20 protein-coding genes are annotated in these 26938 nt (G+C 53.0%); 10 read left to right on the forward strand and 10 right to left on the reverse strand.

The features are described from left to right. Positions 1-76 precede the first annotated feature (76 nt). The 3 genes from gcl to KGA81_RS07440 all read left to right on the forward strand — a co-directional run bounded on the left by gcl (position 77) and on the right by KGA81_RS07440 (position 3651). Positions 77-1858 (forward strand): glyoxylate carboligase, encoded by a 1782-nt coding sequence (gene gcl, locus KGA81_RS07430; protein ID WP_223507656.1) that lies wholly within the window; start codon positions 77-79, stop codon positions 1856-1858. Positions 1859-1881: 23 nt separating this feature from the next. Next, positions 1882-2664 (forward strand): hydroxypyruvate isomerase, encoded by a 783-nt coding sequence (hyi, locus tag KGA81_RS07435; protein ID WP_223507655.1) that lies wholly within the window; start codon positions 1882-1884, stop codon positions 2662-2664. A 93-nt stretch (positions 2665-2757) separates the two neighbouring features. After that, positions 2758-3651, forward strand: coding sequence for a 2-hydroxy-3-oxopropionate reductase (locus tag KGA81_RS07440; protein ID WP_223545227.1), 894 nt, complete (start codon positions 2758-2760; stop codon positions 3649-3651). Positions 3652-3840: 189 nt separating this feature from the next. On the opposite strand, the gene KGA81_RS07445 is transcribed toward KGA81_RS07440, so the two are convergent. The 8 genes from KGA81_RS07445 to KGA81_RS07480 form a co-directional block, all read right to left on the reverse strand. After that, positions 3841-5796: a DUF262 domain-containing protein gene (locus KGA81_RS07445; RefSeq protein ID WP_223545228.1), complete on the reverse strand. Its 1956-nt coding sequence runs from the start codon at positions 5794-5796 to the stop codon at positions 3841-3843. Further along, positions 5793-7271 (reverse strand): DUF262 domain-containing protein, encoded by a 1479-nt coding sequence (locus KGA81_RS07450; RefSeq protein ID WP_223545229.1) that lies wholly within the window; start codon positions 7269-7271, stop codon positions 5793-5795. The genes KGA81_RS07445 and KGA81_RS07450 overlap by 4 nt, the downstream gene beginning before the upstream one ends. Positions 7272-7484: 213 nt before the next feature. After that, a complete protein-coding gene (locus tag KGA81_RS07455; protein WP_223545230.1) occupies positions 7485-8690 on the reverse strand; it encodes an MFS transporter in 1206 nt (401 codons plus the stop codon). 186 nt (positions 8691-8876) lie between these two features. Continuing rightward, a complete protein-coding gene (locus tag KGA81_RS07460; protein ID WP_223545231.1) occupies positions 8877-9512 on the reverse strand; it encodes a TetR/AcrR family transcriptional regulator in 636 nt (211 codons plus the stop codon). Positions 9513-10312: 800 nt separating this feature from the next. Further along, positions 10313-10990: an SDR family NAD(P)-dependent oxidoreductase gene (locus KGA81_RS07465; RefSeq protein WP_223545430.1), complete on the reverse strand. Its 678-nt coding sequence runs from the start codon at positions 10988-10990 to the stop codon at positions 10313-10315. 145 nt (positions 10991-11135) lie between these two features. Next, positions 11136-12086, reverse strand: coding sequence for a C-terminal binding protein (locus KGA81_RS07470; protein WP_223545232.1), 951 nt, complete (start codon positions 12084-12086; stop codon positions 11136-11138). 83 nt (positions 12087-12169) lie between these two features. After that, a complete protein-coding gene (locus tag KGA81_RS07475) occupies positions 12170-13645 on the reverse strand; it encodes an APC family permease (RefSeq protein ID WP_223545233.1) in 1476 nt (491 codons plus the stop codon). A gap of 236 nt (positions 13646-13881) precedes the next feature. Next, complete coding sequence (locus tag KGA81_RS07480; RefSeq protein WP_223507647.1) at positions 13882-15414, reverse strand: aldehyde dehydrogenase family protein; 1533 nt, start codon at positions 15412-15414, stop codon at positions 13882-13884. 400 nt (positions 15415-15814) lie between these two features. Here KGA81_RS07480 and KGA81_RS07485 point away from each other — a divergent pair, with 400 nt between their 5' ends. The 3 genes from KGA81_RS07485 (at position 15815) to KGA81_RS07495 (ending at position 19397) form a co-directional block, all read left to right on the forward strand. Beyond that, positions 15815-17080 (forward strand): aspartate aminotransferase family protein, encoded by a 1266-nt coding sequence (locus KGA81_RS07485; protein ID WP_223545234.1) that lies wholly within the window; start codon positions 15815-15817, stop codon positions 17078-17080. Positions 17081-17212: 132 nt separating this feature from the next. After that, positions 17213-18334 carry an LLM class flavin-dependent oxidoreductase gene (locus KGA81_RS07490; RefSeq protein ID WP_223507645.1) on the forward strand — a complete coding sequence of 374 codons (1122 nt, stop codon included), beginning with the start codon at positions 17213-17215 and terminating at the stop codon, positions 18332-18334. 178 nt (positions 18335-18512) lie between these two features. After that, the gene (locus KGA81_RS07495; RefSeq protein WP_223545235.1) at positions 18513-19397 is read left to right on the forward strand and encodes a fumarylacetoacetate hydrolase family protein; all 885 of its coding nucleotides are present in this window, start codon (positions 18513-18515) and stop codon (positions 19395-19397) included. Positions 19398-19463: 66 nt separating this feature from the next. Here KGA81_RS07495 and glcC read toward each other — a convergent pair whose 3' ends face one another. After that, the gene (glcC, locus tag KGA81_RS07500) at positions 19464-20243 is read right to left on the reverse strand and encodes a transcriptional regulator GlcC (RefSeq protein WP_223507643.1); all 780 of its coding nucleotides are present in this window, start codon (positions 20241-20243) and stop codon (positions 19464-19466) included. 265 nt (positions 20244-20508) lie between these two features. On the opposite strand from glcC, the gene glcD reads away from it, so the two are divergent. Genes glcD through KGA81_RS07520 form a run of 4 tightly spaced genes read left to right on the forward strand, consistent with a single transcriptional unit; the run spans position 20509 to position 24693 of the window. Then, positions 20509-22008 (forward strand): glycolate oxidase subunit GlcD, encoded by a 1500-nt coding sequence (gene glcD / locus KGA81_RS07505; protein WP_223507642.1) that lies wholly within the window; start codon positions 20509-20511, stop codon positions 22006-22008. After that, the gene (gene glcE, locus KGA81_RS07510; RefSeq protein WP_223545236.1) at positions 22008-23060 is read left to right on the forward strand and encodes a glycolate oxidase subunit GlcE; all 1053 of its coding nucleotides are present in this window, start codon (positions 22008-22010) and stop codon (positions 23058-23060) included. The genes glcD and glcE overlap by 1 nt, the downstream gene beginning before the upstream one ends. Before the next feature lie 7 nt (positions 23061-23067). Continuing rightward, entirely contained in the window at positions 23068-24285 is a 1218-nt protein-coding gene (gene glcF / locus KGA81_RS07515) for a glycolate oxidase subunit GlcF (RefSeq protein WP_223545237.1), read from the forward strand. 9 nt (positions 24286-24294) lie between these two features. After that, a complete protein-coding gene (locus KGA81_RS07520; RefSeq protein ID WP_223507639.1) occupies positions 24295-24693 on the forward strand; it encodes a heme-binding protein in 399 nt (132 codons plus the stop codon). A gap of 220 nt (positions 24694-24913) precedes the next feature. Here KGA81_RS07520 and KGA81_RS07525 read toward each other — a convergent pair whose 3' ends face one another. Beyond that, complete coding sequence (locus KGA81_RS07525) at positions 24914-26734, reverse strand: sigma-54-dependent Fis family transcriptional regulator (protein WP_223545238.1); 1821 nt, start codon at positions 26732-26734, stop codon at positions 24914-24916. Positions 26735-26938: the final 204 nt, after the last annotated feature.

Consider the following 26938-nt stretch of genomic DNA (forward strand, 5'->3'; position numbering starts at 1 on the left):
TGGGGCTTCAAGGCCTGCACGTGCTGCTCCACACTGGACTTCAGTATAAAAATATTGTTATTCCGGAGGAATTGCTATGCCGAAGATGAGAGCAATTGACGCAGCCGTTCTGGTAATGCGCCGTGAAGGGGTTGATACCGCGTTTGGCATCCCAGGTGCAGCTATTAACCCGCTGTACTCTGCGTTGAAAAAAGTCGGCGGCATTGATCACGTCCTCGCGCGTCACGTTGAAGGTGCCTCGCACATGGCCGAGGGCTACACCCGCACCAAGGCCGGCAACATCGGCGTGTGCATCGGCACTTCCGGCCCTGCCGGCACCGACATGGTTACCGGGCTCTACAGCGCCTCGGCCGACTCGATCCCGATTCTCTGCATCACCGGCCAAGCACCCCGTGCCCGTATGCACAAGGAAGACTTCCAGGCAGTCGACATCACCAGTATCGTCAAACCGGTTACTAAGTGGGCAACCACCGTTTTGGAACCGGGCCAGGTGCCTTACGCGTTCCAGAAAGCCTTCTATGAAATGCGCTCCGGCCGCCCAGGCCCGGTGCTGATCGACCTGCCGTTCGACGTGCAGATGGCGGAAATTGAATTCGATATCGACGCTTACCAGCCGCTGCCAGTGGCCAAGCCAGCCGCTACCCGCGTTCAAGTAGAAAAAGCCCTGGCACTTCTCGATCAAGCCGAGCGCCCATTGCTGGTGGCCGGTGGCGGCATCATCAATGCCGATGCTAGCGACCTGCTCGTGGAGTTTGCCGAGCTGACCGGCATCCCGGTCATCCCTACCCTGATGGGCTGGGGCACCATCCCTGACGATCACCCGCTGATGGTCGGCATGGTCGGTCTGCAAACCTCGCACCGGTATGGCAATGCCACGATGCTGAAATCCGACGTGGTGCTGGGCATCGGTAACCGTTGGGCCAACCGTCACACCGGTTCGGTCGACGTCTACACCGAAGGCCGTAAGTTCATTCACGTCGACATCGAAGGCACTCAGATCGGCCGCGTGTTCACCCCGGATCTGGGCATCGTTTCCGACGCCGCTGCCGCGCTGACCGTGTTCATCGAAGTTGCTCGCGAATGGCAAGCCGCGGGCAAGCTGAAAAACCGCAACGCCTGGCTGCAAGACTGCCAGCAGCGCAAAGCCAGCCTGCAACGCAAGACTCACTTCGACAATGTACCGGTCAAGCCGCAACGTGTTTACGAAGAGATGAACCAGGTGTTCGGCAAGGACACTTGCTACGTCAGCACCATCGGTCTGTCGCAGATTGCCGGCGCGCAGTTCCTGCACGTCTACAAGCCGCGTCACTGGATCAACTGCGGCCAAGCCGGCCCTCTGGGCTGGACGATTCCTGCGGCACTGGGCGTGGTCAAGGCCGACCCGACTCGCAAGGTTGTCGCACTGTCAGGCGACTACGACTTCCAGTTCATGATCGAAGAACTGGCGGTGGGTGCGCAGTTCAACCTGCCGTACGTCCACGTATTGGTGAACAACTCGTATCTCGGCCTGATTCGCCAAGCGCAACGCGGTTTCGAGATGGACTTCTGTGTTCAGCTGGCATTCGAAAATATCAATGCCCCGGAGCTCGATGGCTATGGCGTAGATCACGTGGCCGTTGTGGAAGGACTTGGTTGTAAAGCGATTCGCGTACACGAGCCTTCGGAGATTGCTCCTGCACTGCGGGAAGCTCAGCAGATGGCGGAAAAATTCCGCGTTCCAGTCGTAGTTGAGATCATTCTTGAGCGCGTGACTAACATCGCTATGGGTACAGAAATCAATGCGATCAATGAATTCGAAGAGCTTGCGGTCACTGCCGATGACGCCCCGACTTCGATTCTGCCATTGAATCAAAACTAAGTTTTCAGCAGAAGGAAAGCCCCATGCTCCGTATAGCCGCCAACCTCTCGATGCTGTTCACCGAACATGAGTTTTTAGCTCGTTTTAAAGCCGCATCTGATGCTGGATTCAAAGGAGTCGAGTACCTCTTCCCCTATGACTTCACTGTCACCGAGATTAAACAGCAGCTCGAAGCTCACGGCCTTACTCAGGTGCTGTTCAACCTCCCCGCTGGCGATTGGGCCAAGGGGGAGCGCGGCATCGCATGCCATCCCGACCGAGTGGAAGAATTCCGTGCTGGCGTCGACAAGGCCATTGAGTACGCAAAGGTTCTGGGTAACACCCAAGTCAATTGCTTGGCTGGCATTCATCCTCAGGGAATGGGCTTAGCCACCGTACGCAAGACCTTCGTCGAAAACCTCAAGTTCGCCGCCAGCAAGCTCGAGGCGGCTGGTATTCGCTTGGTAATGGAAATGATCAACACACGAGACATCCCGGGTTTCTATCTGAACACTACCACACAGGCCCTCGATATCCAGGCAGAAGTCGGCAGCGCCAACCTGTTCCTGCAGTACGACATTTACCACATGCAGATCATGGAAGGTGACTTGGCTCGCACCATGGAAGGCAACCTCAAGCTGATCAACCATATCCAGCTGGCGGACAACCCCGGCCGCAACGAACCAGGCACCGGTGAGATCAACTATCACTTCCTGTTCGATTGGTTAACTCGTATCGGCTACCAAGGTTGGATCGGTGCAGAGTACAAGCCGCTCACGACTACCGATGCCGGTCTCAGTTGGCTAAAGACCCACAACGTAGTTTGAAGAATCGCCACATTTAGGCGCTTTCCGATTCCTTCAATACAGCCACGCCCTCAATGAGGGACGTGGCTCCAGAAATGATAAGAGGCAACCCACATGGCGAACATTGGCTTTATCGGCACAGGCATTATGGGCCGTCCAATGGCTCTGAATCTGCAGAAGGCTGGCCACAAGATCTATCTCTCAACTCATCACAGCTCCGCTCCGGCAGACTTGCTCGCAGGCGGAGCCATTGCGCTGGCCAGCCCAAAAGAGGTTGCTCAGGAAGCAGAGTTCATCATTGTGATGGTGCCCGATACTCCTCAGGTAGAAGGAGTGCTGTTCGGTGCAGACGGCGTGGCGGAGGGTATCGGGCCTAACAAAGTAGTCATCGATATGAGCTCCATCTCTCCGTCAGCTACCAAGGTGTTCGCTGAGAAGATCAATGCTACTCAGGCGACTTACCTGGACGCTCCTGTATCCGGTGGCGAGGTGGGAGCCAAGGCAGGTACTCTCAGCATCATGGTGGGCGGAAGCCCAGAGACATTCCAACGCGCCCTTCCCTTATTCGAAATCATGGGGAAAAACATTACGCGTGTTGGCGGGAACGGTGACGGCCAGACTGCGAAAGTCGCTAACCAAATCATTGTCGCGCTGAACATTCAGGCAGTGGGTGAAGCCCTACTGTTCGCAGCAAAAAACGGTGCAGATCCTGCGATGGTGCGACAAGCGCTGATGGGAGGCTTCGCGTCCTCAAAGATCCTTGAGGTACATGCTGAGCGGATGATCAAGGGAACGTTCGATCCTGGGTTCCGAATCGGCCTGCATCAGAAAGACCTGAACCTGGCACTACAAGGTGCCAAAGAGCTAGGACTCAACCTGCCAAACACATCCAATGCTCAGCAAGTTTTCAACACTTGCGTAGCACTGGGCGGGGAAAATTGGGATCACTCGGCATTGGTGAAGGGCCTGGAGCACATGGCTAACTTCTCCCTGAGAGACGAAAGCTAATCACACCTTGTATACGGTAGGCATGGAATCAAAGTCAGCAGAAATTTTAGCTGGCCCCTCCGGGAGCGCGATCAGGGTGCTCCCGTCTTCAATACGCCGTTTCGAAAGGAACGGTGAGTCATCCAGCTGTACGTAGAGTCGAAGCTCCAATGCAGCTTGGCGCGCACAGAGCTTCAGTTGTTCTGACCTTCAATCCTGACCTTGACCATAATGGCTAGCGATCAAGCCCAGCATCTTTTTTTGATGCCCCGAAATCGCTGTCTCATCCCAATCACGTTCAGCCTTGGCATTGAACATGTGGGCGAGCTTGAGCGAGTCGTATCGACTTTTGCCTTTGAAGTCTTCTCGCTTCTTCCCAACGCTCTGGTTGCTATAGGAAGAGTTCTCACCAGGACTTAAAAGCACCAGATTGCCGAAACTATCCAAATGCTTCGCATCCATGAGGCGGCCAAACTCCTCCTTTCTTGGGTGGACGTGTTCTACAGAATTTTTTGACGTCACTCGATAGCCACCCAATTTCTTTGAGTCATAGAAATTGAAACGGCCACGCTCACGCCACAGAATGTATTCGAGCTTCTGAAACCAGTAATGCTCAAAACGTGTTCCTTGAGGTACGTTCAAGTCTTCAAGGATACTACCAATGTCTCGCTGAGCAGGACGATCGCCCATCAGTAGCATGAAGCTGGCATCTTTCTGGCTGTCTTCAGCCAGTGACAATTCGTTATCAATGCGCTCCAACAGTGCGACAACGCGAGCTTGCGTTCTGGCTGTCCCGGCCACCAACTCTCCAAGGAATGGCGTCAACCAGTACTGCGCACTCCGCTCGCCAGTGAAATTTCGCACACTTTGGAGCTGGCTCAGATCGCTGCTCTCCAGAGGGGTACGAGTAAGCCGGTACCCTTCCTCAGACTGCTTTAGCTGGACGTTAGTCTGACGTAGATACCAGGTATCGCTATCGGGTTCCGGCAGCCATTTCACCACCCAACGGTCAAACTGATATCTCACCTGCCACAAGCACTCGATAAAGGCTTTAGCCTGCTTCGCCTCCGCGCTATCGATAAAGTCTTCAAAATATTCGTTCAGCCGACTGTCATGCAGACGAACTTCGACATCCTCACCGCCATTCATTTGCTGATAGATACGGAAGGTGTGCATCAACAACAAGCTGAAACTGATAATGGGCCGGCAGTACCGGATACGCTCCACCTTCTCTTTTGGCTCATGGGTGACTGGCACTGGTTGCTTAGCCAACTGGGCAATGCTCACACCCTGTCCAACTTGGGACGTGACAGGCTGAAGCGGAAAAGTCTCAGCACAATACTCAGCTAGATCTTCATTCTTGAGACGCTTCCAATCAGCGGCAGGGAAAACCCGTCGTAGATTGCGCTCAAAAAAATCGTCCATATTTTCGCAGGCTTGCCAAATCGCATCGTAACGCAGCTTCAATCTTTCGATTTTGCTCAACAGACGCGCCTTGAGAATGTCGCTTTGCTCGAGCTGCACACCGCTGTTGTTCATGGTGGAAAAAAGACGGTTCAAATCCATGCCCTTAGGCATGATGTTATTGACCCATCTCACCTTCGAAAAGATGTAGTCAGCGATACTCGCCAGATACTCTTCATCCTTCTGCTTCAACAAGGAGCCCAGGTGATCCGCGAGAGCCTTCCGGGCTGCGGACAGATGCTTGAGGTAGTCTTCGTCTGCAGGTGACGATCTCCTAGGGCCCTCTTCCTCTTCAAGCCCGGCCCAGGCGCCAAACAGCCGCTGGACTTCATCACGAATGGCGAACACGAGCCGTGGCTTCTTATCAAGCACGACGAATTGCGCAAGAGCGTTGTCGGGTACAACTGCAGTGAGAGCGAGCGCCAGGAGCATCAACGTTGTCATGCGTTGCTGGCCGTCAATGACCTCATAAGTAGTACGCGCATGACTTGGTGCCCGTGACGTCACAACAGAGGTCAATACCGTGCCAATGTAGTAGTGAGGCGCGTTGGTGTCGTGGGCAGTAATGATCTGATCCAGTAGTGCAATCACATCCTCGCTAGGCCATACATACGGACGCTGATAGCTGGGAATGATCAGAGCAATGTCCGTGTCACACAACACTGAAGGTGCCTGGACATAGGAAAGGACGCTAGTGCTCATAGGACACCTACCTGGCTCAAGGAATGCTTCACAAGCATCCGGCCGATAGCTTGCTTGAGCTCCTTGTCGTACGTGTCCGGCAGGGCTTCACCGGGCTTTGCCAATGGCATTGAAAAGTACTCCTGCACTGCCCGCACAAACCGAAATTTCACACTGTTTTCGTCAAGTCGATTGGATATTGGGCATTCGAATCTCTTCAACGTCGCCACCAACTCATCGTGAGTGAAACTGCTCGCAATCCAGTCCAACACAGGGTTCTTATGGACGAAACTCTGCGCGGTGCTCTCACGCACTGCTTTGTCATTTATCAACCGAGGTGCAAAAACCACGCGGAATAGCCAATACCCAGCTTCCATGAGTCTCTGTCGACCAAACTGACTGACGTACAACAACACAGCGCAATCAAAAAGCCTGAGCAAAAACTCGCTACCGTTGGCTTTTTTCACCAAGTCATCGTAAAACTGATGAAAGGACTGAAGGCTGCCGTCATCCCGTTGGAGTAGCACATTTCGCCTCAACTGCTGAAAGTAGTCGAAGTACTGAATGACGTTCACACCGGCGTTCAGCGGCTGACGCATTGCGTACCCTCGCATTACCGCCTGATGCGTTTCGTCTTCAAGGAAGTGACTGATTTTGGCGGTGCGATAGGCCACATCTGCTCCCCTCCCCGTGCACTCAGCAAGCTCAGTGACAATTTCCTCTCTCTCCTGAGTAGGCTGGCGATGGCTGGATAGCGGACGCCATCTGAGTGCTTGCCAATGGCGCGCCTTCATCACCGCATCCATCGTGCCATTCAAGTTACCCCACGCTTCCCACCGCCTCGCAAAGTTATCCTGATCAACCTGTGGCACCATCCGTAGATGATGTGCTTTCAGAATCGCGGCACCATTGAGTCTGACACCACCGGTATTCTGAGTTTCAAAAAAACGGTAAGCATCGTCCTCGTGCGGTGTCACCACCAAGGTGACGTTCACCCTGGAGAAATCTACCTTTGGCAAGGCCTGCTGCTTAAGCCACTGCAGATTCTGCTGGGCGCGCATTTGAGACTCTGGTGAAGCTAACCAAACACCGTTGGCCAGCGTACGCTCACCAAGCAGATGGGCGAGCAACGCCAAGCTGATCAAACGTTGCTGGCCATCGATAATATTCAGTTGGTCTTTATGCCTCCTGGACTCACGAGTCTTGTGCACGATAATGCTACCCAGATAGAAATCATGCTGGGGGAGAGTTGCATCTGCAGGAGGGGAAAAATATTCAGTGAGATCATTCAGCAAGCGTTGAAGATGCTTTATTTGCCAACGATACGGGCGCTGGTACTCGGGAATGTTCAAACGCCCTTCAATCAGACTGCCATCGCTCCCACGAATCGATTCGGCAGCCAGCAAAGCTTCAACCGATGTGCTAGCCACTACGATTTCAGGAGTGACTAGACCACTGACCAAAGTCAGGTGTTCGTCCTTGAGTTGTTCGGTCATAAGCACCCTTTCCCTGAGATTAAGCAAACCTGAGCATCGGCGACAGCTTGGAGAATCCTAGCCGCCATATAGTGGCCAGATGATCTCAACCAATCTGGGCAAAGACAAGGAAGGAAGCCTGAGCATTCACCCAGAAGGAGTTAAATCGAGGCCCTAATACGTTTTGTAAGGCCTCGTTATACGGAAAGCTTGTGTATTCGCATTCGAGGGGCTTTATCGCTGAAGCCCCTCCTCCACCGTGCTCGTAGTACTGACAAGTGATTTACGCTCTAGAGCGTAAGACCAGAAGTAAATCAGGCATCCAATGAATGCCATGGCAGCCCCCACATACCCCGTTGAAGTCCAACCCCAGCCGGCATTAATCGCCAATCCACCTAACCACGGGCCGAGAGCATTGCCAAGGTTGAGAGCTGCATGGTTGGACGCGGCAACAAGTGATTGCCCATGTTTACTGACGTCCATGAGCCGCATTTGCAGTGCTGGGCAAAGCGCGACCATGCATCCAAGCATCAGTGCGCCAACGGCCACACCTGGCAATGTCAGCGACAGTACGGGGAACGCAAACAGCGCGAAAAAGCTGAACACCATGATGTATTTCACAGCAGAAAACTTGAATCGATCGTATAGAGCGCCTCCTGCGTAATTCCCGATCAATGTGCCCAGGCCAAACATCACGAGCATAGGCGCGATCCACTCGACCTCGAGTTTTGTGACATTCAAAATCATCGGCGCGAGATAGCTGTACACACCAAACATGCCAGAGAAACCTATCGAAGCGATCGCCAAAGCAAGCCATACCTGAGGATTGGCAAATGAAGCCAACTCCTCTCTCACATTGAGTGGTCGCTCACCCTCAACTTCAGGCGCGTTGCGATAAAGCAAAAAGAGACTTGTTAAACTCAGTGCAGTGATAGCTGCAAATACTGACCGCCAGCCAAAAATCTGACCAAAATATGTTGCACCTGGTGCACCAACCAGAATTGCTGCCGTCACACCCAGAAGAACCCTACTGACTGCTTTTCCTCGCTTATTAAAAGGCGCCATGGAGGCTGCGAGCACTGCAGCGACCCCGAAATATGCAGCGTGAGGAAACCCAGCCACGAGCCTTGAAAAAAGCAAAGTCTCATAGTTTGGCGCCATTAAGCTCACAGCATTTGCAAGAGTGTATATTCCCAACAAAAACAGAATGAGCTTTCTCTTGCTCAGATAAACACCTACAAAAACCATAACGGGCGCACCTATCACAACCCCAAGCGCATATGCACTGATGAGGTGAGCCACGCTCGTCTCAGGCTTGGAGAAGGCTTCAGACAGGTTTGAGATCAGCCCCATCATCGCAAATTCGCCGGTGCAAAGGGAAAACACGCCGACAATCAAAGCCAGTTCAACTAGAAAGTTTTTATTCCTAATCCAATTCACAGATAACTTCCTCTCGAGAAGCGGTAGATCCCTCTCCACAGCAAATTCGAGCCGCGAACAGGGTAATGTTAATTAAAACTTAAAACAGCCATGAAACTGAAACCAGTTGAAACCTACCCCTGTACACGAGAGCGAGTTCGCACCTAAACTGCGTCACCCACCTTTTTCATTCCATAAATACAAAAATTACAATTTCAATATTCTTTTAGAGACATCTACACAATAGGCCACCGCCGCTTCCAAGCTGGCTTCACTTCCATCCCACTTCCACCAAGCCCCGATACTGTCAAATAGTTTCCTCAAGGCTCGTGCTTCAATAGAACACTGTTTAGCGCCAAGGTTCTCCGCAATGGAAAAATACATAAAATCAACAAACCCTTCCCAATCTTCAATTTCTTCGCGCAACCCTTCCGGAAGTAACTTAGCGATCCTATCGGTAGCGATAAGCGTGTCCCAAATATCATTCTCTGGTCGCTGCAATTGCTGACGGATGTGAAAATTTATTAATGCGTGCCAACTCTCCTCTGGTGCTCGCAAATTTTTTAAATCTTCAAATAGCCCATGTGCGTAGTGGTTATAGTGCCAGCGCAAAGCATTGGATAAAACTTCTTCTCGGCCGCCTGGAAAATGAGAATAAATTGTAGGTGGCTTTAATCCCACCGCCGCAGCAAGGGTGCGCATTGATACACTTGCAATGCCATCACGCGTTGCAACTCTTAGAAATCCTTCGAGAATTACCTGCTTACTGGTAGTCAGGCTATTCCAGTCGAAGGTACCGAGATACTTCTCCAACCGTGCAAGCAATTCCTTTGAGCTTTCCATAATTCCTCCGCCTCATCGGCCACTCAATCTTGTATCGATTGCGCTCTCAACACACTGCATCACCAAAACAACTGAGGTTCCCTAGCAGCCCGTATCGCCTCATCGAGAAAGCGTTTTGATGCCAAAACGGACAACCGTACGAACAGTCGTTCGGGTTCAGTATATGGCAAAGGCAGGTCACGTAGCAATCAGGTACCCGGCACGTCTTACGGAAAAAATTACCTTATAAACATCAATGCTTTAACTCTAAAAACACGTATAAAATCCTCAGCATGAAGCTGAAAAGCGCGCAAAAAAAATACTTCCGATGACCCGATTGGCAGAGTGAGCGCCGATCTGAAGACAATTTCTCCCACCATACGACGTCGACAATCGCGCAGGCATAAAAACACCAGGAGCCGGCATGAACGGGCTCCTGGTGAAAGGTGAGTAAAGCGCAGTGTCCGCCCTATGCATGGCCTGCTCACAACCTGTGAGACAGCGCACAAGGCCAGCAAAGAATACTCAAAGACTTAACCTAGGAACTGTGCCAACTTGATCCAACCCCCAAATAGAATCCATAACTCAGCACAAGAAAAATAAGAAAAATTTACTGAAAGTAAAAATCAAACTTTTACATAGCAAGATATGTTACAGACACTCCAAAAACAGGCGTCACCAAAAATTAAAGTGACGCTTATATCGGGCAGTCGCAGAAAAAAGGCATAGCAAAATCCTCTGTTGACCAATTAGCAGAGGTTTTGCTATGCAAAGAGGGTGACTAAAACAACGAAAACTGACGCTAACGCTTTACTTAAAAACTACTGTGCGGTCACACCGCCATCAACGACCAGCTCACTACCCGTCATATAAGACGACCGGTCAGAAAGAAGGAACGCAACAGTTTCAGATACCTCGGAAGGCTTACCAACCCTTTTCAAGATTGCAGCATTGGCCAGAAGCTCTTCGGTGCTTTTGTCAGCCAAATACTCGGCAACCATAGGAGTTTCGATAGCTCCCGGATGAACCGAGTTAGCCCGAACACCATAACCGGCATAATCAAGTGCAATAGCTTTAGTGAACAGCCGAACCGCCCCTTTAGTTGCGCAGTAAGCACTGAGACCTGGCAAGTTAGCTACTATACCCGAAGTCGACGAGATGTTGACGATCGCGCCGCCACCAGCAGCCTTGAAGCCCGGGAGTGCGAACTGGCATCCAAAGAAGGTGCCTTTGAAGTTTACGTTAATGCAAAGATCGAGCTCTGCTTCCGTAATTTCTTCCACTGGTTTAGACAGTACGATACCGGCATTGTTGACCAGCCCATCGAGGCGGCCATGCTCTTTCAATATGGAATCGATCACGCTCTTCCAGTTGTCGGGGCTGGTGACATTCAGCTGGTAGAAGCTTGCCTGCCCTCCTCCGTCCCTGATGCTTTGCGCTACGGCTTCACCTTTCTGTCCAGGTCGGCCAAGACAACAATTGCGCCGTAACCTGCGCAGACGCGCGCATGAAACTCACCCATACCTTCTGCGGCACCAGTGATGAGGACTACTTTATCCTCTAACATAACTTACTCCGACATCAGAGTTGGAACGAAAATCTTCAACGCGTGCTAGAGCCACTCTAGCACGCACCATGCGTGGATTAGCTCACTAGGTCAGGCAACTGCTCGCCTGCAAGCGCTTTGCGTGCACGCTCAACCGCACCGTCTTGCAACGCACCAAGGGAAGTGTTGGAGCGCCATGCTATATGCGGTGTGAGGATCAGATTCGGAGCGTTGCGAAGCGGACTGTCAGTTGGGAGTGGCTCTTTCGCAAAGACGTCCAAAGCTGCGCCGGCGATTTGGCCCGAGCGAAGTGCATCAGCCAAGGCAGGCTCATCGATGAGACCACCGCGAGAAACGTTGACGATTACCGACCCAGGACGCATACGCTTCAGCACCTCAGTGGAAATCATGTCCTGGGTATCAGCATTCAGCGGCAGGTGCAGCGAAACCACATCGGACTTCTCCAAGATTTCCTCAAGCGACGCCTGTGGGACATCAGTGAATTTCGCAAATGGGTCATAGGCTTTCACCTTGGTACCCAGTGCAGCCCACCAACCTGCAGTCAGTCGCCCGATCCGCCCCATGCCTACGATACCCACCTCAAGATTAGCGAGTTTTGGGGTGTCATAAGCGATGGTACCCGCCCACGCATTATTCTTAATGGATGCTTGGCCTTGTGGCAGTCGACGAGCTAAGGCGATACCCATAGCAAGGGCATGGGCTGCAACTTCTTCAGAAGACGCGTCAGGAACGATGGATACAGGAACCCCAACTTTGGTTGCAGCTATGACATCGATGTTGTCGTAGCCCATGCCATAGCGGACAACGGCTTTGCAGCGTGTCATGCGTGCTAATTCGGCTTCATTGACCTTTCCATAAGGGGTGACCATTACAACTTCAGCGTCGGCCATTCCATCAGTAAAGGCTTGCTGATCTTTAGCCGCTACGAGTTTGAGCCCAAACTGGTCAGCCAGTTTCTGTTCACGCTCAAGATGCGGAAATTGATGAGGGGCAACCAAAAGGGTGCCACGATCGGCAATAGTCGACATATCTAATACCTAAATTAATGAGAAATCGTGCAGCGATACATCGCCACCTGGACTAGATAATCCAAGTGGCCTGTCAGCAGGAATCAATCAACTTTTCGTCCGATCCTTGCGTATTTCGGAGACCCTTTTTTCTTCAACACAAGTGCAACCACAACACCTAAGCCAACAGAAATATAGGTAATGGAGAGAAGCGACCAAATAACCACGCGGGGAGCATCAATAAGCAGCTCAATGTTTGTACTTGCAACCGCCACCACAGCGCCTACCCCGATAGCTGCAATCACGGGAGCCACAAGTGTCTGCCATACTGAACTTCGCTGCCCTTTACGATGGAAAAATGCCAATACCGCCACCGATGTCATAAAGAGGAGCAATAGCATCCCGTAAAATGCGATACCCACTGCTGCACCGTAAAGTGCAAGCGCCTTAGTATTAGTGAAGATCAAAACTACAATCGATAACAGAATCACACCACCGACGGCGAGCGCAGACAAGTATGGCGAACCATGCTTGGGATGCACTGCCGCTAACGCCCGAGGAAGAATGCCATCAACACTAAGAGAGTGCGTATAACGCGACAGAATATTCTGCAAGGACAATGTAGATGCGAACATACTTGTCAGCAACAATGCGGCCACGACTTGGTTAGCAAACACACCAAAATAACGAAGCAAAGCATCTGGCATCATCGCTGCCGGATTCGCCTGCGCACTGGCGACTGCGTTTGAAACACCGGCAGAGAGAATTAGTGCGTAAGAAGAGATGGCGTAAAACACACCTAAAAAGATAATCGCAAGGTAGGTCGCACGTGGGATCGTATTCACCGGATCGCGCACTTCGTCTCGATAGATAGCCGTCGCTTCGAATCCATTGAATAATCCAACACTAAAAAGGAGCAGCAGCCCCAGCGTCGGAGTCATCAGATTCAAAGGATTCCAGGGCTGAATGGACTGACCTTCGGGGCCGCCATTGAAAATCATCACAACGTCAAAAATAATAATTGCGACAACTTCTAAAAACAGCAGAACCGTCAGAACCTTTGCCGAAAACTCGACATTGAAATAGCTCATTCCCCATACAACCGACAGCATCAACAGCGACCACACCCACCAAGCAACAGTGCTCTCCCCTGCAAAGCTGGCAATGAAGTTATTAACTGCAACACCTGCGAAAACCAAGGCAGCAACAATGTTGAATCCATAGGTAACAAGAGCAAGGAATGAACCTCCAAGACCGAGTGGCCGACCAAGCCCCTCCGCGATATAGGTATAAAAAGCACCTGGTCGCGGAACCTGCCGAGTCATATTGGTGAAGCCTACTGCGAACATCATCATCAGTACGGTGACACCCAAAAAAGCAATGGGCACGCCAATTCCGTAGCTAATGTTGAAAGAGAGGAAGCCGAATACAACACCTAGGGGAGCTGTGAAGGCCAACACGGTAAATACAAGGTCGAGAGTCCCCATATTACCTTTTAGCTTGAAATCAGTTTTCGGCGCGTCCATCACCTCAGAAGACAACTCACCTGTTAGTCTTGTTTGGTTTAAAACTGAGCTCATTTTCATTTTCCTGTGAAGATCTTAGTCACTTCGCCTTTCGCCGAAGATTTATTTGTTATGGCAGAAAAATTTTTAGGGACGCCTTCTCGCACGCAGACTTGTCAAAATTATTATCATCCTGATGGCTCGACCAGAGCATGCTCTCGCCAGTCCCAACCTCTCTCTGTGCCTCTTGAGAGAGTTCGCTAGCTTCAATCTGGGTGGAAGCTCACTTTCCACCCAGACTGTCACACCTTTTACTCCGAGAGCAGCGATTCCAGGCCAGCTACAGTCTTTCGACTCTGCTGACGCGCGAACTGCTGCACGTACCATTTGCCCAACGCCTGCTTCCCTGTCGAGCCACTTGCCTTCCAACCACCGAATGCTTGAGGGCCTGGCCACCAACCGGTGGTCGCGTGACTAGGAACGTTAACGTTGACGCAGCCGGCTTCGATTTCCCGCAAGAAAGTTCGAGCTTCCTCAACATCCCCTGTGTAGATGCCCGCAGTCAGCCCCATCGACGTACCATTGGCAGCCTGCATGGCCGCTTTAAAGTCCGGCACGACACTGATGGACACCAATGGTAGGAAGTATTCGGTAACAGCCAACTCATGATCTGCAGGCATGCCCGAGATGACGGTAGCATCGACGAAATAGCCTTCTTGATTCAGCACTTCACCGCCGTCAACGCGGAAGCCTCCGGCCTTGGCCTGCTCTACAACCTTCTTAAAGCGTTCAACTGCTCGCTTCTCGACCACAGGCCCACCAAAACTGTTTTCGACTGTTGGTTCAGCAATGACTAACTTGTTGCGGCGCGCCGCAACGAGCTCAATCAAACGGTCATACGCTTTAGGCGTGGCGATGACGCGAGACAGTGCACTGCACTTCTGACCGACCAGATCAAATGCGGAAAATACAATGCCATCCGCAGCCATTTCCAAGTCAGCAGTATCAGTGACAATGACGGGGTTTTTGCCGCCCATTTCCGCGATGACTGGCCGTGGGTACGCGCCATTACTGAATTGACGAATGATCTCCTGCCCAACGGACACCGAACCTGTGAAGGACATGCCGTCGACATCGCTGGCGACCAGAGCGCGACCTGGATCATCGGCCCCGTGGATAATGTTGACCAAGCCAACAGGCAGATCCATCGCCGCACACATTTCGTATACCGCGTGGCAAGACCACGGGCCATGGTGCGTGGTTTTGATCACCATTCCGTTGCCAGCAATAATCGCAGCGATCGTTGGGCCTGCTGCTTGGACAATCGGATAGTTGAAAGGCGTGATGAAACCAAATACGCCATAGGGACGAAGCACGGAGGCATTTACCAAGCCCGATGGATCGTCTTCACGCTCGTCCTCGAAAGCACCTGGACGACTGGAGTACTCAACGTAGTACTTCAACAGCTCCAGCACTTCCGTTGCTTCAGCACGAGCACCGGCACGGGTTTTACCGATCTCTACAGCGACTCGCACAGTCCAGTCATCGATTTTATTCGCGACGTAGTCATATGCCTTGGCAACACGAGCAATGCGCTCGTCTAAAGGGACTTTTACCCATTCACGCTGCGCTTCGCGACTCTTTTGCACTGCGAGATGAACCAGGTCAGACGGAGCATCGTGACAACCCGAAACGATGACAGATGGGAAGCTTGGATCTTCGCGCTGCAACAACGGGCCATCAAAATACTCTTTGCCCGCGATCACATGGGGAACAATCACCGGCTTGCTCTTACGCTGGGCCGATACTGCTTGGGCAAATACTTCATGGTTGGCGGTAGACATTATTATCCTCGTACCAGTCAGGTTGACACTCGGTCGAGTGCACGCTTGGTACTAGGCTAACCTCGTCCACCTTTTGCGACTGTGCCAACCTGACACACGCCTTTCTCCCGCTCCTTAACTCGACTCTCAGCACCTATCTGAAGTGAAGTCATGTAACTCAGAACGTCTCTGTAGAACTCGACTCTCTCCTCCATCACATTTTGATAGCGCCTGTTTTCACGCCTGCAAACACCCTCTCCTACTTAGTAGCGTTTGCTACTACCCCCGCCATAGCTCCAAGCCACACATAAAACCGTGGTCTTGTCTCAACTCGGCACAGTTCGCCGCCAAACCTGGGCGATAGGCTAATACCACGATGTCGACCCCACAGGTCATTCTTCCAGGAGACAGGCGCACTATCATGGCTATCGAAAACAAAGGCGACCAAGCTCGTAACCCTACTGAGGACGCAAATGTACTTCGGAACGCAAAGGGGTTTCCCCTGCTGCCCGGTGGCTTTGGCCGATCCACCTATTACACCGGCGCACCGACGCCCTACGCAGTGCGTGGTGAAGGTTATAAGGTCTGGGATGACCGTGGGCGTGAGCTGATTGATGCCAACAACAACTTCACCACTTTGATCCACGGCAACGCCCATCCTCAGCTTGTTGAGGCTGCCACCCGTGTTATCAAGAATGGTAGCTGCTGGGGCATCCCCAACACGCATGAGTGGGATCATGCCGAACTTCTGCTGGCCCGCCTCCCAGGTCTTGACCAAGTTCGCTACTCCAACTCCGGTACCGAAGCTGTGATGACCGCGGTAAGGGTCGCCCGAGGCGCTACGGGTCGCGATGGCGTAATCATGATGAAATACGGCTATCACGGATCGTCCGATCTCGCACTGTGCACCGGTGGCCCTCAGTATCGTCGTGGCATTCCGGAAGGCGTCTCAAAGGACGTCACGCTGATTTCGCTCAATGACTTGAGCGCGCTGGAAGAAGTCATTTCCGCCAAGCCTAGCTATTTTGCGGCGATCATCATCGACGTTCTCCCGAACCGTGCTGGCTTGATCCCAGCAGATCCAGAGTTCATTCGTGGTGCACGCGCATTGGCGACCCGCTACGGAATCGTTCTCATCATTGATGAAGTCATCAGTTTGCGTCTTGGCTTCAATGGGGCTTGCGCTGAATACGGCATCACTCCGGACATCCTGACAACCGGGAAACTAATTGGAGGCGGCTTCCCAATTGGTGCTTTCGCGGGGAAAGAGGAGCTGATGCGCCATCTTGACCCCACCGGCCCTAATCCTCTGCCCCAGGCGGGAACATTCTCTGGCAACCCGGTGAGTATGGCTGCCGGCGCTGAATCGCTTCGACTGCTGACCCCCGCAGTGATCGACACGATGAATAATTTAGGCAACTCCGCAAGGCTCTCAATCGACGCCCGGGTTGCTGCAGCAGGCTGGGAAGTTCGCGGGAAAGGTTCCCTCCTGCGCCCATTCCCGAAAGCAGAAGGTGCTTACACCACCGAAGTGCAACAAAAGCTTTGGTGGGCCGCGTATGACCGAGGGGTGCTGTTGTCGCCGGCAAACTTGGTCGCACTTTCATCGCCTATGACAAAAGAAGTCGTGAGCGATATGGCTGAGCGCCTGACCGACGCAATTCTCTCTGTGTCGGCTTCTTCCTAAGTATTTCTACCGCAACACAGCCTACTCAGTTGGGCTGCGATGAGAGGGATGTTCGCGACGTTTGAACAAGCGTTGCCAGCACCCTCTCGATGAATCAATCACAAACAAAAATGAACTCTGTTGGAGGTTTTCATGGATATCGGTCTGTTCCTCGTGCCATTTCGCGCACCACAAACCAGCTTGAAAGATGGTTACGACTGGGATATGCAAGTCATCCGCTGGGCGGATGAATACGGCTTGTCCGAAGTTTGGGTTGCCGAACACAGCACTATGCGCTGGGAACCCGTTTGTAGCCCAGAACTGTATCTGGCAGCAGCCCTGGCTCAAACCAAGCAAATCAAACTGTGCACCGGCGCCAACGTACCCGCTCACCACAACCCAGTCGCACTGGCTCACCGCCTGATGCAACTTGACCACATGTCCCAGGGCCGGCTGATCGTGGGCCTGGGTGCTGGCGCGTACCCGTCCGACCACAAAATTCACGGCAACGACAACCCGCCTGAGAAGATGGCTGAGGCCGTCGATATCATGCGCAAGGTCTGGGAAACCAAAGGCGCTTTCAAATACGAAGGCAAATACTGGCAGTTTGAAATCCCTGAATATGATGCAATTCAGCAGGGCCCATTCTTCGAGTCGTTCCAGAAGCCACACCCACCGCTGGCAATGGCAGGCCTTAGTCCAAACTCCAAAACCCTCACCGAAGCCGGTCGCAATGGCTACCTGCCGATGAGCTTCAACGTTGGTCGCGAATACCTTGCTGGTCATTGGTACCGCTACATGCAAGGCGCGGAAGCAGCCGGTCATGCCGCAGACCGTAACCAATGGCGCGTAGCCCACAACATCCTGGTTGCTGACACCGATGAAGAAGCAATCGACATGGCGGTAAATGGCGCCATGGGCCAGGCCTACCGTGAATGGCTGCTGCCAGGCTATGAGCGCGGCGGCTTCCTGCCTGTCATGGTGCCTGAACTGGGCAAGGTGACCGCGGCCGACATCGATATCGAATACCTCGCTCGCGAGAAATGGCTTGTAGGCTCCCCTGACACCATCATCAAGAAGCTTCAGCGTGACCTGGATGCTTCGGGCGGCTTCGGCACCCTTATCCACTTCTCATTCGACTATCTGGATCAGGCTGAAAAATACCGTCGTCACTTCGAACTGCTGGGCACTGAAGTACTGCCTCGCATCAAGAACCTCAAGCACAAGACTGAAACGCTGGCACAGCTCAAGCGTCCTGATGGCATCAAGGACTAATGAGCACCTATCGACCGGACGGCACCGCCCGGTCGATGCAGCTCAATACGTATCTGTCCCTATTCGGCCAGCAAATCGCGAGTTGGCCTTCCCGACGGGCGACAGCGCCGATATGCGATCACGTGCATGGGGCCTGCCCTAGGCACACAGTTGCAAACTCATTTTTTAAGGCGGAACAATGAAACTCGTTAGCTACGAAACTCAAGGCAAACTGCAGCCAGGCGTTCTAATCAATGACCTGGTTTTTGATACGCGTAAACTGCTGGAGGCCGCGGGCGAAAAAAGCACCGCCGACCTTACTAATCGGACACTGCTCGCAATTTGGCAGGGCAATCTGGCGGCGCTGGAAGATAAGTTGGTAAGCGCTGCAAAGAGCACTCCTGACGCGCTGGCAGGTAACGTGAACAAACTTCGACTTGGCCCTCCTGTTCATGATTCCGCGAAGGTTCTCTGTGTTGGTTTGAACTATCGCGATCACGTAGCAGAGACAGGTCGTAAGCTGCCAACTGCTCCCGACATTTTCTGCAAGTTCAACACCTCCCTCATCGGTCACACGGACGATATCGCGTGCTCCAAACTCACACCCAATCTTGACTTCGAAGGTGAGCTGGCAATCGTCATTGGTAAAGCCTGCCGCAATGTCTCGTCGGAAAATGCTCTGGAGTATGTAGCCGGACTGACCGTTTTCAACGATACCTCCGCCCGTGACCTTCAGCTTCGAGGAACACAGTGGACACCAGGCAAAGCTATTGATGGCTCCACTCCATGTGGGCCAGCATTGGTAACCCTGAACGAGATCAGCAATCCACAAGCTCTCGACATTCAGACCCGGGTGAACGGCAACGTAATGCAGTCCTCCAACACCAGTTACCAGATTTTCCAGCTCGCTGACGTAGTGTCATTCATCTCCAGTTTCCTGGAGCTTTCTCCGGGTGACATTATCGCAACTGGAACTCCCGAAGGTATCGGTAGCAAACGCACCCCTCCATTCTGGTTGAAACCCGGCGACGTGGTTGAAATTGAAATTAGTGAGGTTGGTAAGCTGCGTAATATCGTCCGGTGAATCCAACGCCTCGATGACAAAAAGCCTGGGCCGAGTGCTTGGGCTTTTTGACTCTCCACCCTACCCCTAACTCCACCCCTCCATACGCATCGTGGCTCGCACCAGTCGCTGCTCCTCTTGCTCAATCTCCCTGAGGTTATCCCTGATGCTGTGGATGTGTTCTCGCGCGGCTCGTTGAGCCTGCTCCGGTAACTGCTCCATTACGGCGTGATAAAGCTTTGAATGCTGACGGTCAATCTGGCGCTTCTGAGGTGGGCGGCAATAGAGGTTGTTGACCGAGGCAAAAACAGTGCTCAGCGTAAGCTCGCTGAGGGTTTGCAGGGTATGCACCAATACAGGATTGTGGGATGCCTCACTAATCGCGCGATGAAACGCGTGATCCAGTTGAGCCTGCATACGAGGATCATGACGAGTTGAGTCTTCTTGGGATCCGACCATCTCGTCGAATCGGCGCTTAATGATCATCCGATCTACATCAGTTGCACGCAATGCGGCCAATCGTGCCGATTCGCCCTCCAGCAACGCGCGAACCTCCAGTAAATCAAACAGCGTTCGCGGTTGCGAACTGAAGAGGTGCATCAGGGGGGAGGTATTGTCGGAACTACTTAATTTCGCGACATACGAACCTCGACCATGCTCAGTTTCAATGATCCCTTTCCCGCGCAGAATCCTTAATCCTTCCCGAAGGGCCGTACGAGAGCAATTCAACTTCTCAACCAAACGCCTTTCCGATGGGAGCGCCTGGCCCACTTTCAGAATCCCGTCAACGATGAGCCGTTCGATCCTCTCCGCTACATGATCCGCAACCTGTGGCTTGCTCTGCTTGCTTGAGCTGGAATCAGACATCAAAACGCACTCCACAACTGGTACTACCAGATGAAAACCACCATAAGGCCCTTACCTGATTCTACCGTGATAGCCCGTAGCGCACCTACTACGGACACCATTTACACGAATAAAGTGGTACTACCAGTTCAAATCCACGTCGACCTACATATTCCCTTACCTGCATTGTTGAGATGTTCAGCTTCGCGAGCCAGTACCCGATCACACCGTGCATCAGCCTTCGGGAACCGGCTCCAACAAAAATAAAAACTGACAAGTGAGCTTCATGAACATTCTCTATGACGAGCGCGTCGATGGCGCACTGCCGCGGCCAGACAAAGCAAAGCTGCTCGCTCAGCTTAGCGATGCCATGCCCAGTCTCGAAATCCTTCATACCCTAGAAGATCTAAGACCTTATGAATGTGATGGTCTGTCTGCTTATCGTGTTGTTCCTCTGCTTGTAGTGCTTCCAGATCAAATCGATCAAGTTCAAACGATCCTCAAGCTGTGCCACTCCAATAACGTACCGGTGGTGGCTCGCGGGGCTGGGACAGGTCTTTCCGGAGGTGCACTTCCCCTGGAGCAGGGCGTCCTGCTAGTCATGGCTCGCTTCAATCGGATCATTGAGGTGAATCCAGACAGTCGGTATGCACGAGTACAACCAGGTGTTCGCAATCTCGCGATTTCCCAAGCAGCTGCACCTCACGGCCTTTATTACGCGCCCGACCCCTCCTCCCAAATTGCCTGCTCAATCGGTGGCAACGTTGCAGAAAATGCCGGTGGAGTGCATTGCTTGAAGTACGGACTCACCGTCCACAATTTGCTTCGGGTGGATATTCTCACTGCCGATGGCGAGTTCATGACGCTCGGGAGTGATGCACTGGATTGCCCTGGCTTTGATCTTCTGGCTCTTTTCACGGGCTCCGAGGGAATGCTTGGGGTTGTCACCGAAGTCACCGTCAAACTGCTGCCAAAGCCACAAGTAGCGCGGGTGATGCTGGCTAGCTTCGATTCGGTGGAAATGGCCGGCCGTGCGGTCGGAGACATCATCGCAGCAGGCATTATTCCGGGAGGCCTGGAGATGATGGACAACCTATCAATCCGGGCAACAGAAGACTTCATTCATGCGGGATACCCTATCGACGCAGCAGCCATGTTGCTTTGCGAGTTAGATGGGGTTGAGGCTGATGTACATGAAGATTGTGAGCGCGTTGAACAGGTACTGAAACTGGCCGGTGCAACCAGTGTTCGCTTGGCGCGTGATGAGGCCGAACGGGCTCGATTCTGGGCTGGCCGCAAAAATGCCTTTCCGGCGGTAGGCCGAATCTCTCCAGACTATTACTGCATGGACGGCACCATTCCAAGGCGGGAACTGCCCAAAGTTCTCAAAGGGATCGATGAACTCTCGAATGAGTTCGGGCTGCGCGTTGCTAACGTCTTCCATGCTGGAGACGGAAACATGCATCCATTGATCCTTTTTGATGCCAATCAACCTGGTGAGCTCAACCGAGCCGAAGCACTCGGTGCCAAGATCCTTGAACTTTGCGTTGATGTGGGCGGAAGCATTACAGGTGAACACGGGGTCGGTCGCGAAAAGATTAACCAGATGTGTGCCCAGTTCAACAGTGACGAGATCACGCTTTTCCACGCTATCAAAAAAGCCTTCGACCCCAACGGTCTGCTCAATCCGGGCAAGAACATTCCTACGCTTAATCGATGCGCCGAATTCGGATCGATGCACATTCACCGCGGAAACCTGCCCTTCCCAGAACTGGAGCGATTCTAATGCGACAAGATCATGACGACTCCACTTCGATGATGGAGCAGGTTAGTTATGCGCTTAACAAACGTGTTCCGTTGCGCATCCAGGGTGGCAACACCAAAGCCAATATTGGTCGCAAAGTGGTAGGTGAGATACTCGACACGCGTAGTCACCGCGGCATCATCTCCTACGATCCTACCGAGCTGGTGCTCACTGCACGAGCCGGCACTCCTCTCACAGAAATCGAGGCGGTGCTCGAAGCAGAAAACCAAATGCTGCCTTTCGAACCTCCGCACCTAGGGCAATCAGCAACATTAGGCGGGATGGTCGCTAGTGGGTTTTCAGGGCCCCGTCGTCCGTGGGCAGGCTCTGTCCGTGATTATGTGCTGGGCACACGTATCATCACGGGCCATGGCAAGCTTCTGCGCTTCGGTGGCGAGGTAATGAAGAATGTTGCGGGCTACGATCTCTCGCGCCTGATGGCGGGCAGTTTTGGATGCTTGGGTCTGCTGACAGAGATTTCCCTCAAGGTACTTCCAAAGCCCCGACAGTGTGCCAGCGTGAAGCTGGAGTTGGACACACATCAAGCCCTCGCAAAACTTGCCGCGTGGGGCCAACAACCGATCCCCATCAGCGCAGCCTCCCACGACGGTAAATTTCTCCACCTGCGTTTAGAGGGAGGTGAAGGATCGGTGAAATCAGCGTGTGACCGCCTAGGTGGCGAAGCGCTGGATGGTAGTTACTGGTCGAAGCTGCGTGAACGGCAACTTCCATTCTTCGACACCTCAGAACCACTCTGGCGCATCTCTGTTCCGAATAACTCAGCTGTCTTAAACCTGCCAGGTAAGCAACTGTTGGACTGGGGTGGAGCGCAACGTTGGTTGCTCACTGACGAGCCGGCTGAAGTTGTTCGCCTGGCTGTAACAGCGTTGGGTGGCCATTCCACTCGCTTCGGTACTCATGAGTCCCCTTTTCAGCCACTGCCTGAGCCACTGCTGCGATACCACCAAAGGCTGAAACTGCAGCTTGACCCACAGCTCATCTTCAACCCTGGCCGCATGTACGCGGAGGTCTGAGTACGCCATGCAAACGAATTTGAGCGAACAAGCAAAACGCCTCCCTCGCGCAGAGGAAGCCGAGCGTATTTTGCGGTCATGCGTGCATTGCGGATTCTGTAATGCAACCTGTCCAACCTATCAGATTATGGGTGACGAGTTAGATGGGCCCAGAGGCCGTATCTACCTAATCAAGCAAGTACTAGAAGGGCAAGAAGTCACCGCTAAAACACAACTACATCTTGACCGTTGCCTGACCTGCCGCAACTGCGAAACAACCTGTCCATCGGGTGTGCAGTATCACAATCTTCTCGACATCGGGAGAGCTGTGGTCGAGGAGCAAATACCTCGTGGATTTGGAGAGCGTTTGCTGCGAGAGAGCTTGCGCGCCGTTGTCCCGCGCCCAGCTGTATTCAAAGCATTGACCATGGCAGGTCAGTTATTCCGACCTTTGCTCCCAGGAGCGCTCCAAGCCAAGTTGCCTCGTCAAGCTCATCCAGCGAAAGCTCGGCCTTCCGTTCGCCATGGTCGCAAAGTGCTGACGCTCGAAGGCTGCGTACAACCATCGCTATCCCCGAATACGAATGCTGCAGCTGCGCGCGTACTGGACAGGCTCGGGATATCCGTAGTCCCCGCTCGCGAAGCAGGGTGCTGCGGTGCAGTCGACTACCATCTGAACGCTCAAGATAAGGGTCTTGATCGTGCACGACGTAACATCGATGCATGGTGGCCAGCCATTGAACAAGGCGCGGAAGCACTCATTCAAACAGCTAGTGGCTGCGGAGCCTTCGTGAAAGATTACGGGCACCTGCTCAAGGACGATCCAGCCTATGCCGAAAAAGCGCAGCGGGTGACCTCCCTCAGCAAAGATCTGGCCGAAGTCCTCAGCGCCGAACCCATCGAACAGCTCGGCATTGAGGCAGATCGTCGCTTAGCCTTCCACTGTCCTTGCACTCTGCAGCACGCCCAAAAGCTCAGCGGCGCCGTCGAAGGAATCCTTGGCCGTTTCGGGTTTAGTCTCACCGCAGTGCCTGACAGTCATCTCTGTTGCGGTTCGGCCGGCACCTATTCGCTCACACAGCCTGAGCTATCCCGCCAGTTGCGTGACAACAAGCTCAATGCCCTGGAAAGCGGTAATCCAGAGGTCATCGTGACCGCCAACATTGGATGCCAGACTCACCTCGACGGTGCCGGACGTACGCCAGTGCGCCATTGGATCGAGTTGGTGGAAGAAGCACTCGCCTAGGAGAAATTCATGCAACGCAAAGCCGTTCTGGAAAGCGCTGAGGTCAACCGTATGGTTACGGCCGCTCGCGCGGAAGCACAGAAAAACAAATGGCCGGTAACTGTGGCGGTGGTCGACGACGGCGGGCATTTACTTGCATTGGAGCGCCTCGATGACTGCGCGCCAATTTCCGCCTATATCGCAACGGAAAAAGCTCGCACCGCAGCGCTTGGCAGGAGAGATACCAAAAATTACGAAGAGATGATCAATTCTGGACGGACAGCACTAATCACCGCTCCCCTGCTCACTTCATTGGAAGGCGGCTTACCATTGGTAGTAGAGGGAAAGGTAATAGCAGCCATTGGCGTATCGGGTGTCAAACCAGAACAGGACGCTCAGATTGCGGCTGCTGGAGTTGCGGCACTTTGACTAGGCCATGCTTAGAGCTACAAATTTGTCTGTGCCCGGAGGGAGTTTAGTTTGCCAGAGTGCAAGCATCACGGAATCGAGCAGACCTCATGCAGCTTAAAGGCTATGAGGATCTGCCCCATTAAAGCACCAGGCTTTAACCAGTCCCCGATGCTTTCTCAGTCAGGACGCACCCTAACCTTCACGTACTAAGGTCATTCGTTTTCCTGAGGCATATAAGTCAGCACTTAACGTCGATATCAAAGCCTCTGCTGGTGTATGAGTCGATTTTTCGGTACAGCGTTGAACGACCGATTCGCAAAATTTCAGCAGCACGCAGACGGTTTCCTCCGGCTTCGATCAGTGCTTCTCTGATCTGATCCAATTCAGCCTTCTGAAGCCGGCTCAAACGGCTTCTTGCAAGCGCACGACGATGCAGTTCGGTGAGGTCTTCTATCTTGACTTCACTCCCCGATGCTTTCAGGGCGGCAGCCTCAACAATCTCTTTCAACTGTTGAACGTTACCGGGCCACTCCGCCCCCACCAGGACTTCAAGCAGACGAGCCGACATCCGACGCTGTTGTGGAAGCTGGCTGAAGAAATGATCCACCAACAACGGAATGTCTTCGCGACGAGTCCGAAGCGGGGGCATTTGGATTTCGATGCCGTGCATACTGGAGATTAAAGGCAACATTTCGTCAGTGACTTTTTTTGCCGTCATGACAATTCGTGGTGCATCGATAGAGGACAGCACAGTAGTCAGTCGATCTCTGAAGATGGCCGGCAGCGTTTCGATCTCATGCAGGATTAACGCCTGGCCTTGGGCGAGCTGGTTTTCGATCTGATGCAGATCCAAGGGGTTATCGAGACTGATGGCGCAACATTCGTAGGCAGAAGTTTTATCTGACAACCTTCCAGCGAGCGCTTCTGCCAGAAGGCGCTTCCCTGTGCCTGCCTCACCAACGATATACGCTGCGATCTCACGACTGGCTGCAGTTGTGGCACCTTCGACAGCACGTTTGAATGTAGAGCTTTTACCCACCAACTGCCCGAAAATATCCTTGCCAGCGACTGACCGAGAAAACGCCGCACGCGGGCGTGATTCAACCTTGCGCAACCTGATTACTGAGCCGGCCTCAGTATCTCCATTTGATACAGGACGAACCTGCAAATGAAGGGTTCGATCAGGGCCACAGCAGATCTCGCGCTCCATTGGGCGATCAAGGCTTTGGACTTCCTGCGCATATCCTGCCAAGACGGCATAGTCACTCTGGTCGAGCAACTGCATCGCTCCCTTACTAGCAATCGTAGTGCGCCCGTCCATTGCAACTACAGCGTCAGAACCACGCTTACGAACCTCTCGAAGATACTCCGCTAATAGTGACTGCTCACGTGCAGCCAACCGAGCGTGGAGTGCACTTGTGATTTCTGCTGCAGCACCCTGCAGAATCAGCATGATCGAACGTGGATCCATCCCAATGATTAAGCGCTCAGGAAAAGCCAGACTCAGCACCCCACGGATGGAGCGACGAAGGGGATCGCGGATTGGTACCGAAGTACAGTACATGTCCTGCAAAGCGTCATTGAAATGCTCGGCGCCCCAAACCTGGACAGCACCGCCCTCTTCAATTGCAGTGCCCTCGGAATTGGTACCGATCTGATCCTCGGACATGCATCCCCCTTGGATGGGAAAGCACTTTTCAGCACGCTTCACCATCGTGGGATCACCCCGGAAGTCTGCAAGCGTGCCCATGGAATCAGAAAGGGTCACCAGGCCTTGCGCATCAATACACAAACGCTCAAGTTCGGAGAGGATTGGGCTAGCAATTCGAAGAATCTGATCATCAAGCTGAGGCGTAGCCACAAGCTCCATCGCCTTTTGGGCTGGGCTAACCTGACACAGAATACTGCGCTGCCAAGAGCGAGCAATCACCGGGCGTAAGCCAGAGAGATCAGTGTTTTTCGGGTCAGAAAGGAATTGCTCTCTGAGAGAAATGATCGCTGACTTATTCAGAGAGCCCGCAGCAATTTCATGCTGCCCGTTTGTATTCGTATGGTTCATGTATTCCTCCGCCCCGGAAGGGAAGCAAGGCTTTGCGTGCAGGTTGCACGCATTAGCTGGCGCAGGCTGATAAGCCAGGCGATATCGCGGGGCGCCAGTGACGAATAACTCTTCAACTGCAGCTTCGTCAATCGGCAAAGAGTGCAGTCCGTCCGAAGCCATACACAGGGAAAGCGATGGCTTCGAACCACTAAGCAAAAGTAC

The organism is Pseudomonas sp. A-B-19, assembly GCF_019947515.1.
Lineage (GTDB): Bacteria > Pseudomonadota > Gammaproteobacteria > Pseudomonadales > Pseudomonadaceae > Aquipseudomonas.

What these genes read in the sequence shown, in the direction of transcription:
- gcl (WP_223507656.1), top strand. Translation starts at nt 77, where the DNA reads ATGCCGAAGATGAGAGCAATTGACGCAGCCGTTCTGGTAATGCGCCGT.
- hyi (WP_223507655.1), top strand. Translation starts at nt 1,882, where the DNA reads ATGCTCCGTATAGCCGCCAACCTCTCGATGCTGTTCACCGAACATGAG.
- KGA81_RS07440 (WP_223545227.1), top strand. Translation starts at nt 2,758, where the DNA reads ATGGCGAACATTGGCTTTATCGGCACAGGCATTATGGGCCGTCCAATG.
- KGA81_RS07445 (WP_223545228.1), bottom strand. Translation starts at nt 5,796, where the DNA reads ATGAGCACTAGCGTCCTTTCCTATGTCCAGGCACCTTCAGTGTTGTGT.
- KGA81_RS07450 (WP_223545229.1), bottom strand. Translation starts at nt 7,271, where the DNA reads ATGACCGAACAACTCAAGGACGAACACCTGACTTTGGTCAGTGGTCTA.
- KGA81_RS07460 (WP_223545231.1), bottom strand. Translation starts at nt 9,512, where the DNA reads ATGGAAAGCTCAAAGGAATTGCTTGCACGGTTGGAGAAGTATCTCGGT.
- KGA81_RS07470 (WP_223545232.1), bottom strand. Translation starts at nt 12,086, where the DNA reads ATGTCGACTATTGCCGATCGTGGCACCCTTTTGGTTGCCCCTCATCAA.
- KGA81_RS07475 (WP_223545233.1), bottom strand. Translation starts at nt 13,645, where the DNA reads ATGAGCTCAGTTTTAAACCAAACAAGACTAACAGGTGAGTTGTCTTCT.
- KGA81_RS07480 (WP_223507647.1), bottom strand. Translation starts at nt 15,414, where the DNA reads ATGTCTACCGCCAACCATGAAGTATTTGCCCAAGCAGTATCGGCCCAG.
- KGA81_RS07485 (WP_223545234.1), top strand. Translation starts at nt 15,815, where the DNA reads ATGGCTATCGAAAACAAAGGCGACCAAGCTCGTAACCCTACTGAGGAC.
- KGA81_RS07490 (WP_223507645.1), top strand. Translation starts at nt 17,213, where the DNA reads ATGGATATCGGTCTGTTCCTCGTGCCATTTCGCGCACCACAAACCAGC.
- KGA81_RS07495 (WP_223545235.1), top strand. Translation starts at nt 18,513, where the DNA reads ATGAAACTCGTTAGCTACGAAACTCAAGGCAAACTGCAGCCAGGCGTT.
- glcC (WP_223507643.1), bottom strand. Translation starts at nt 20,243, where the DNA reads ATGTCTGATTCCAGCTCAAGCAAGCAGAGCAAGCCACAGGTTGCGGAT.
- glcD (WP_223507642.1), top strand. Translation starts at nt 20,509, where the DNA reads ATGAACATTCTCTATGACGAGCGCGTCGATGGCGCACTGCCGCGGCCA.
- glcE (WP_223545236.1), top strand. Translation starts at nt 22,008, where the DNA reads ATGCGACAAGATCATGACGACTCCACTTCGATGATGGAGCAGGTTAGT.
- glcF (WP_223545237.1), top strand. Translation starts at nt 23,068, where the DNA reads ATGCAAACGAATTTGAGCGAACAAGCAAAACGCCTCCCTCGCGCAGAG.
- KGA81_RS07520 (WP_223507639.1), top strand. Translation starts at nt 24,295, where the DNA reads ATGCAACGCAAAGCCGTTCTGGAAAGCGCTGAGGTCAACCGTATGGTT.
- KGA81_RS07525 (WP_223545238.1), bottom strand. Translation starts at nt 26,734, where the DNA reads ATGAACCATACGAATACAAACGGGCAGCATGAAATTGCTGCGGGCTCT.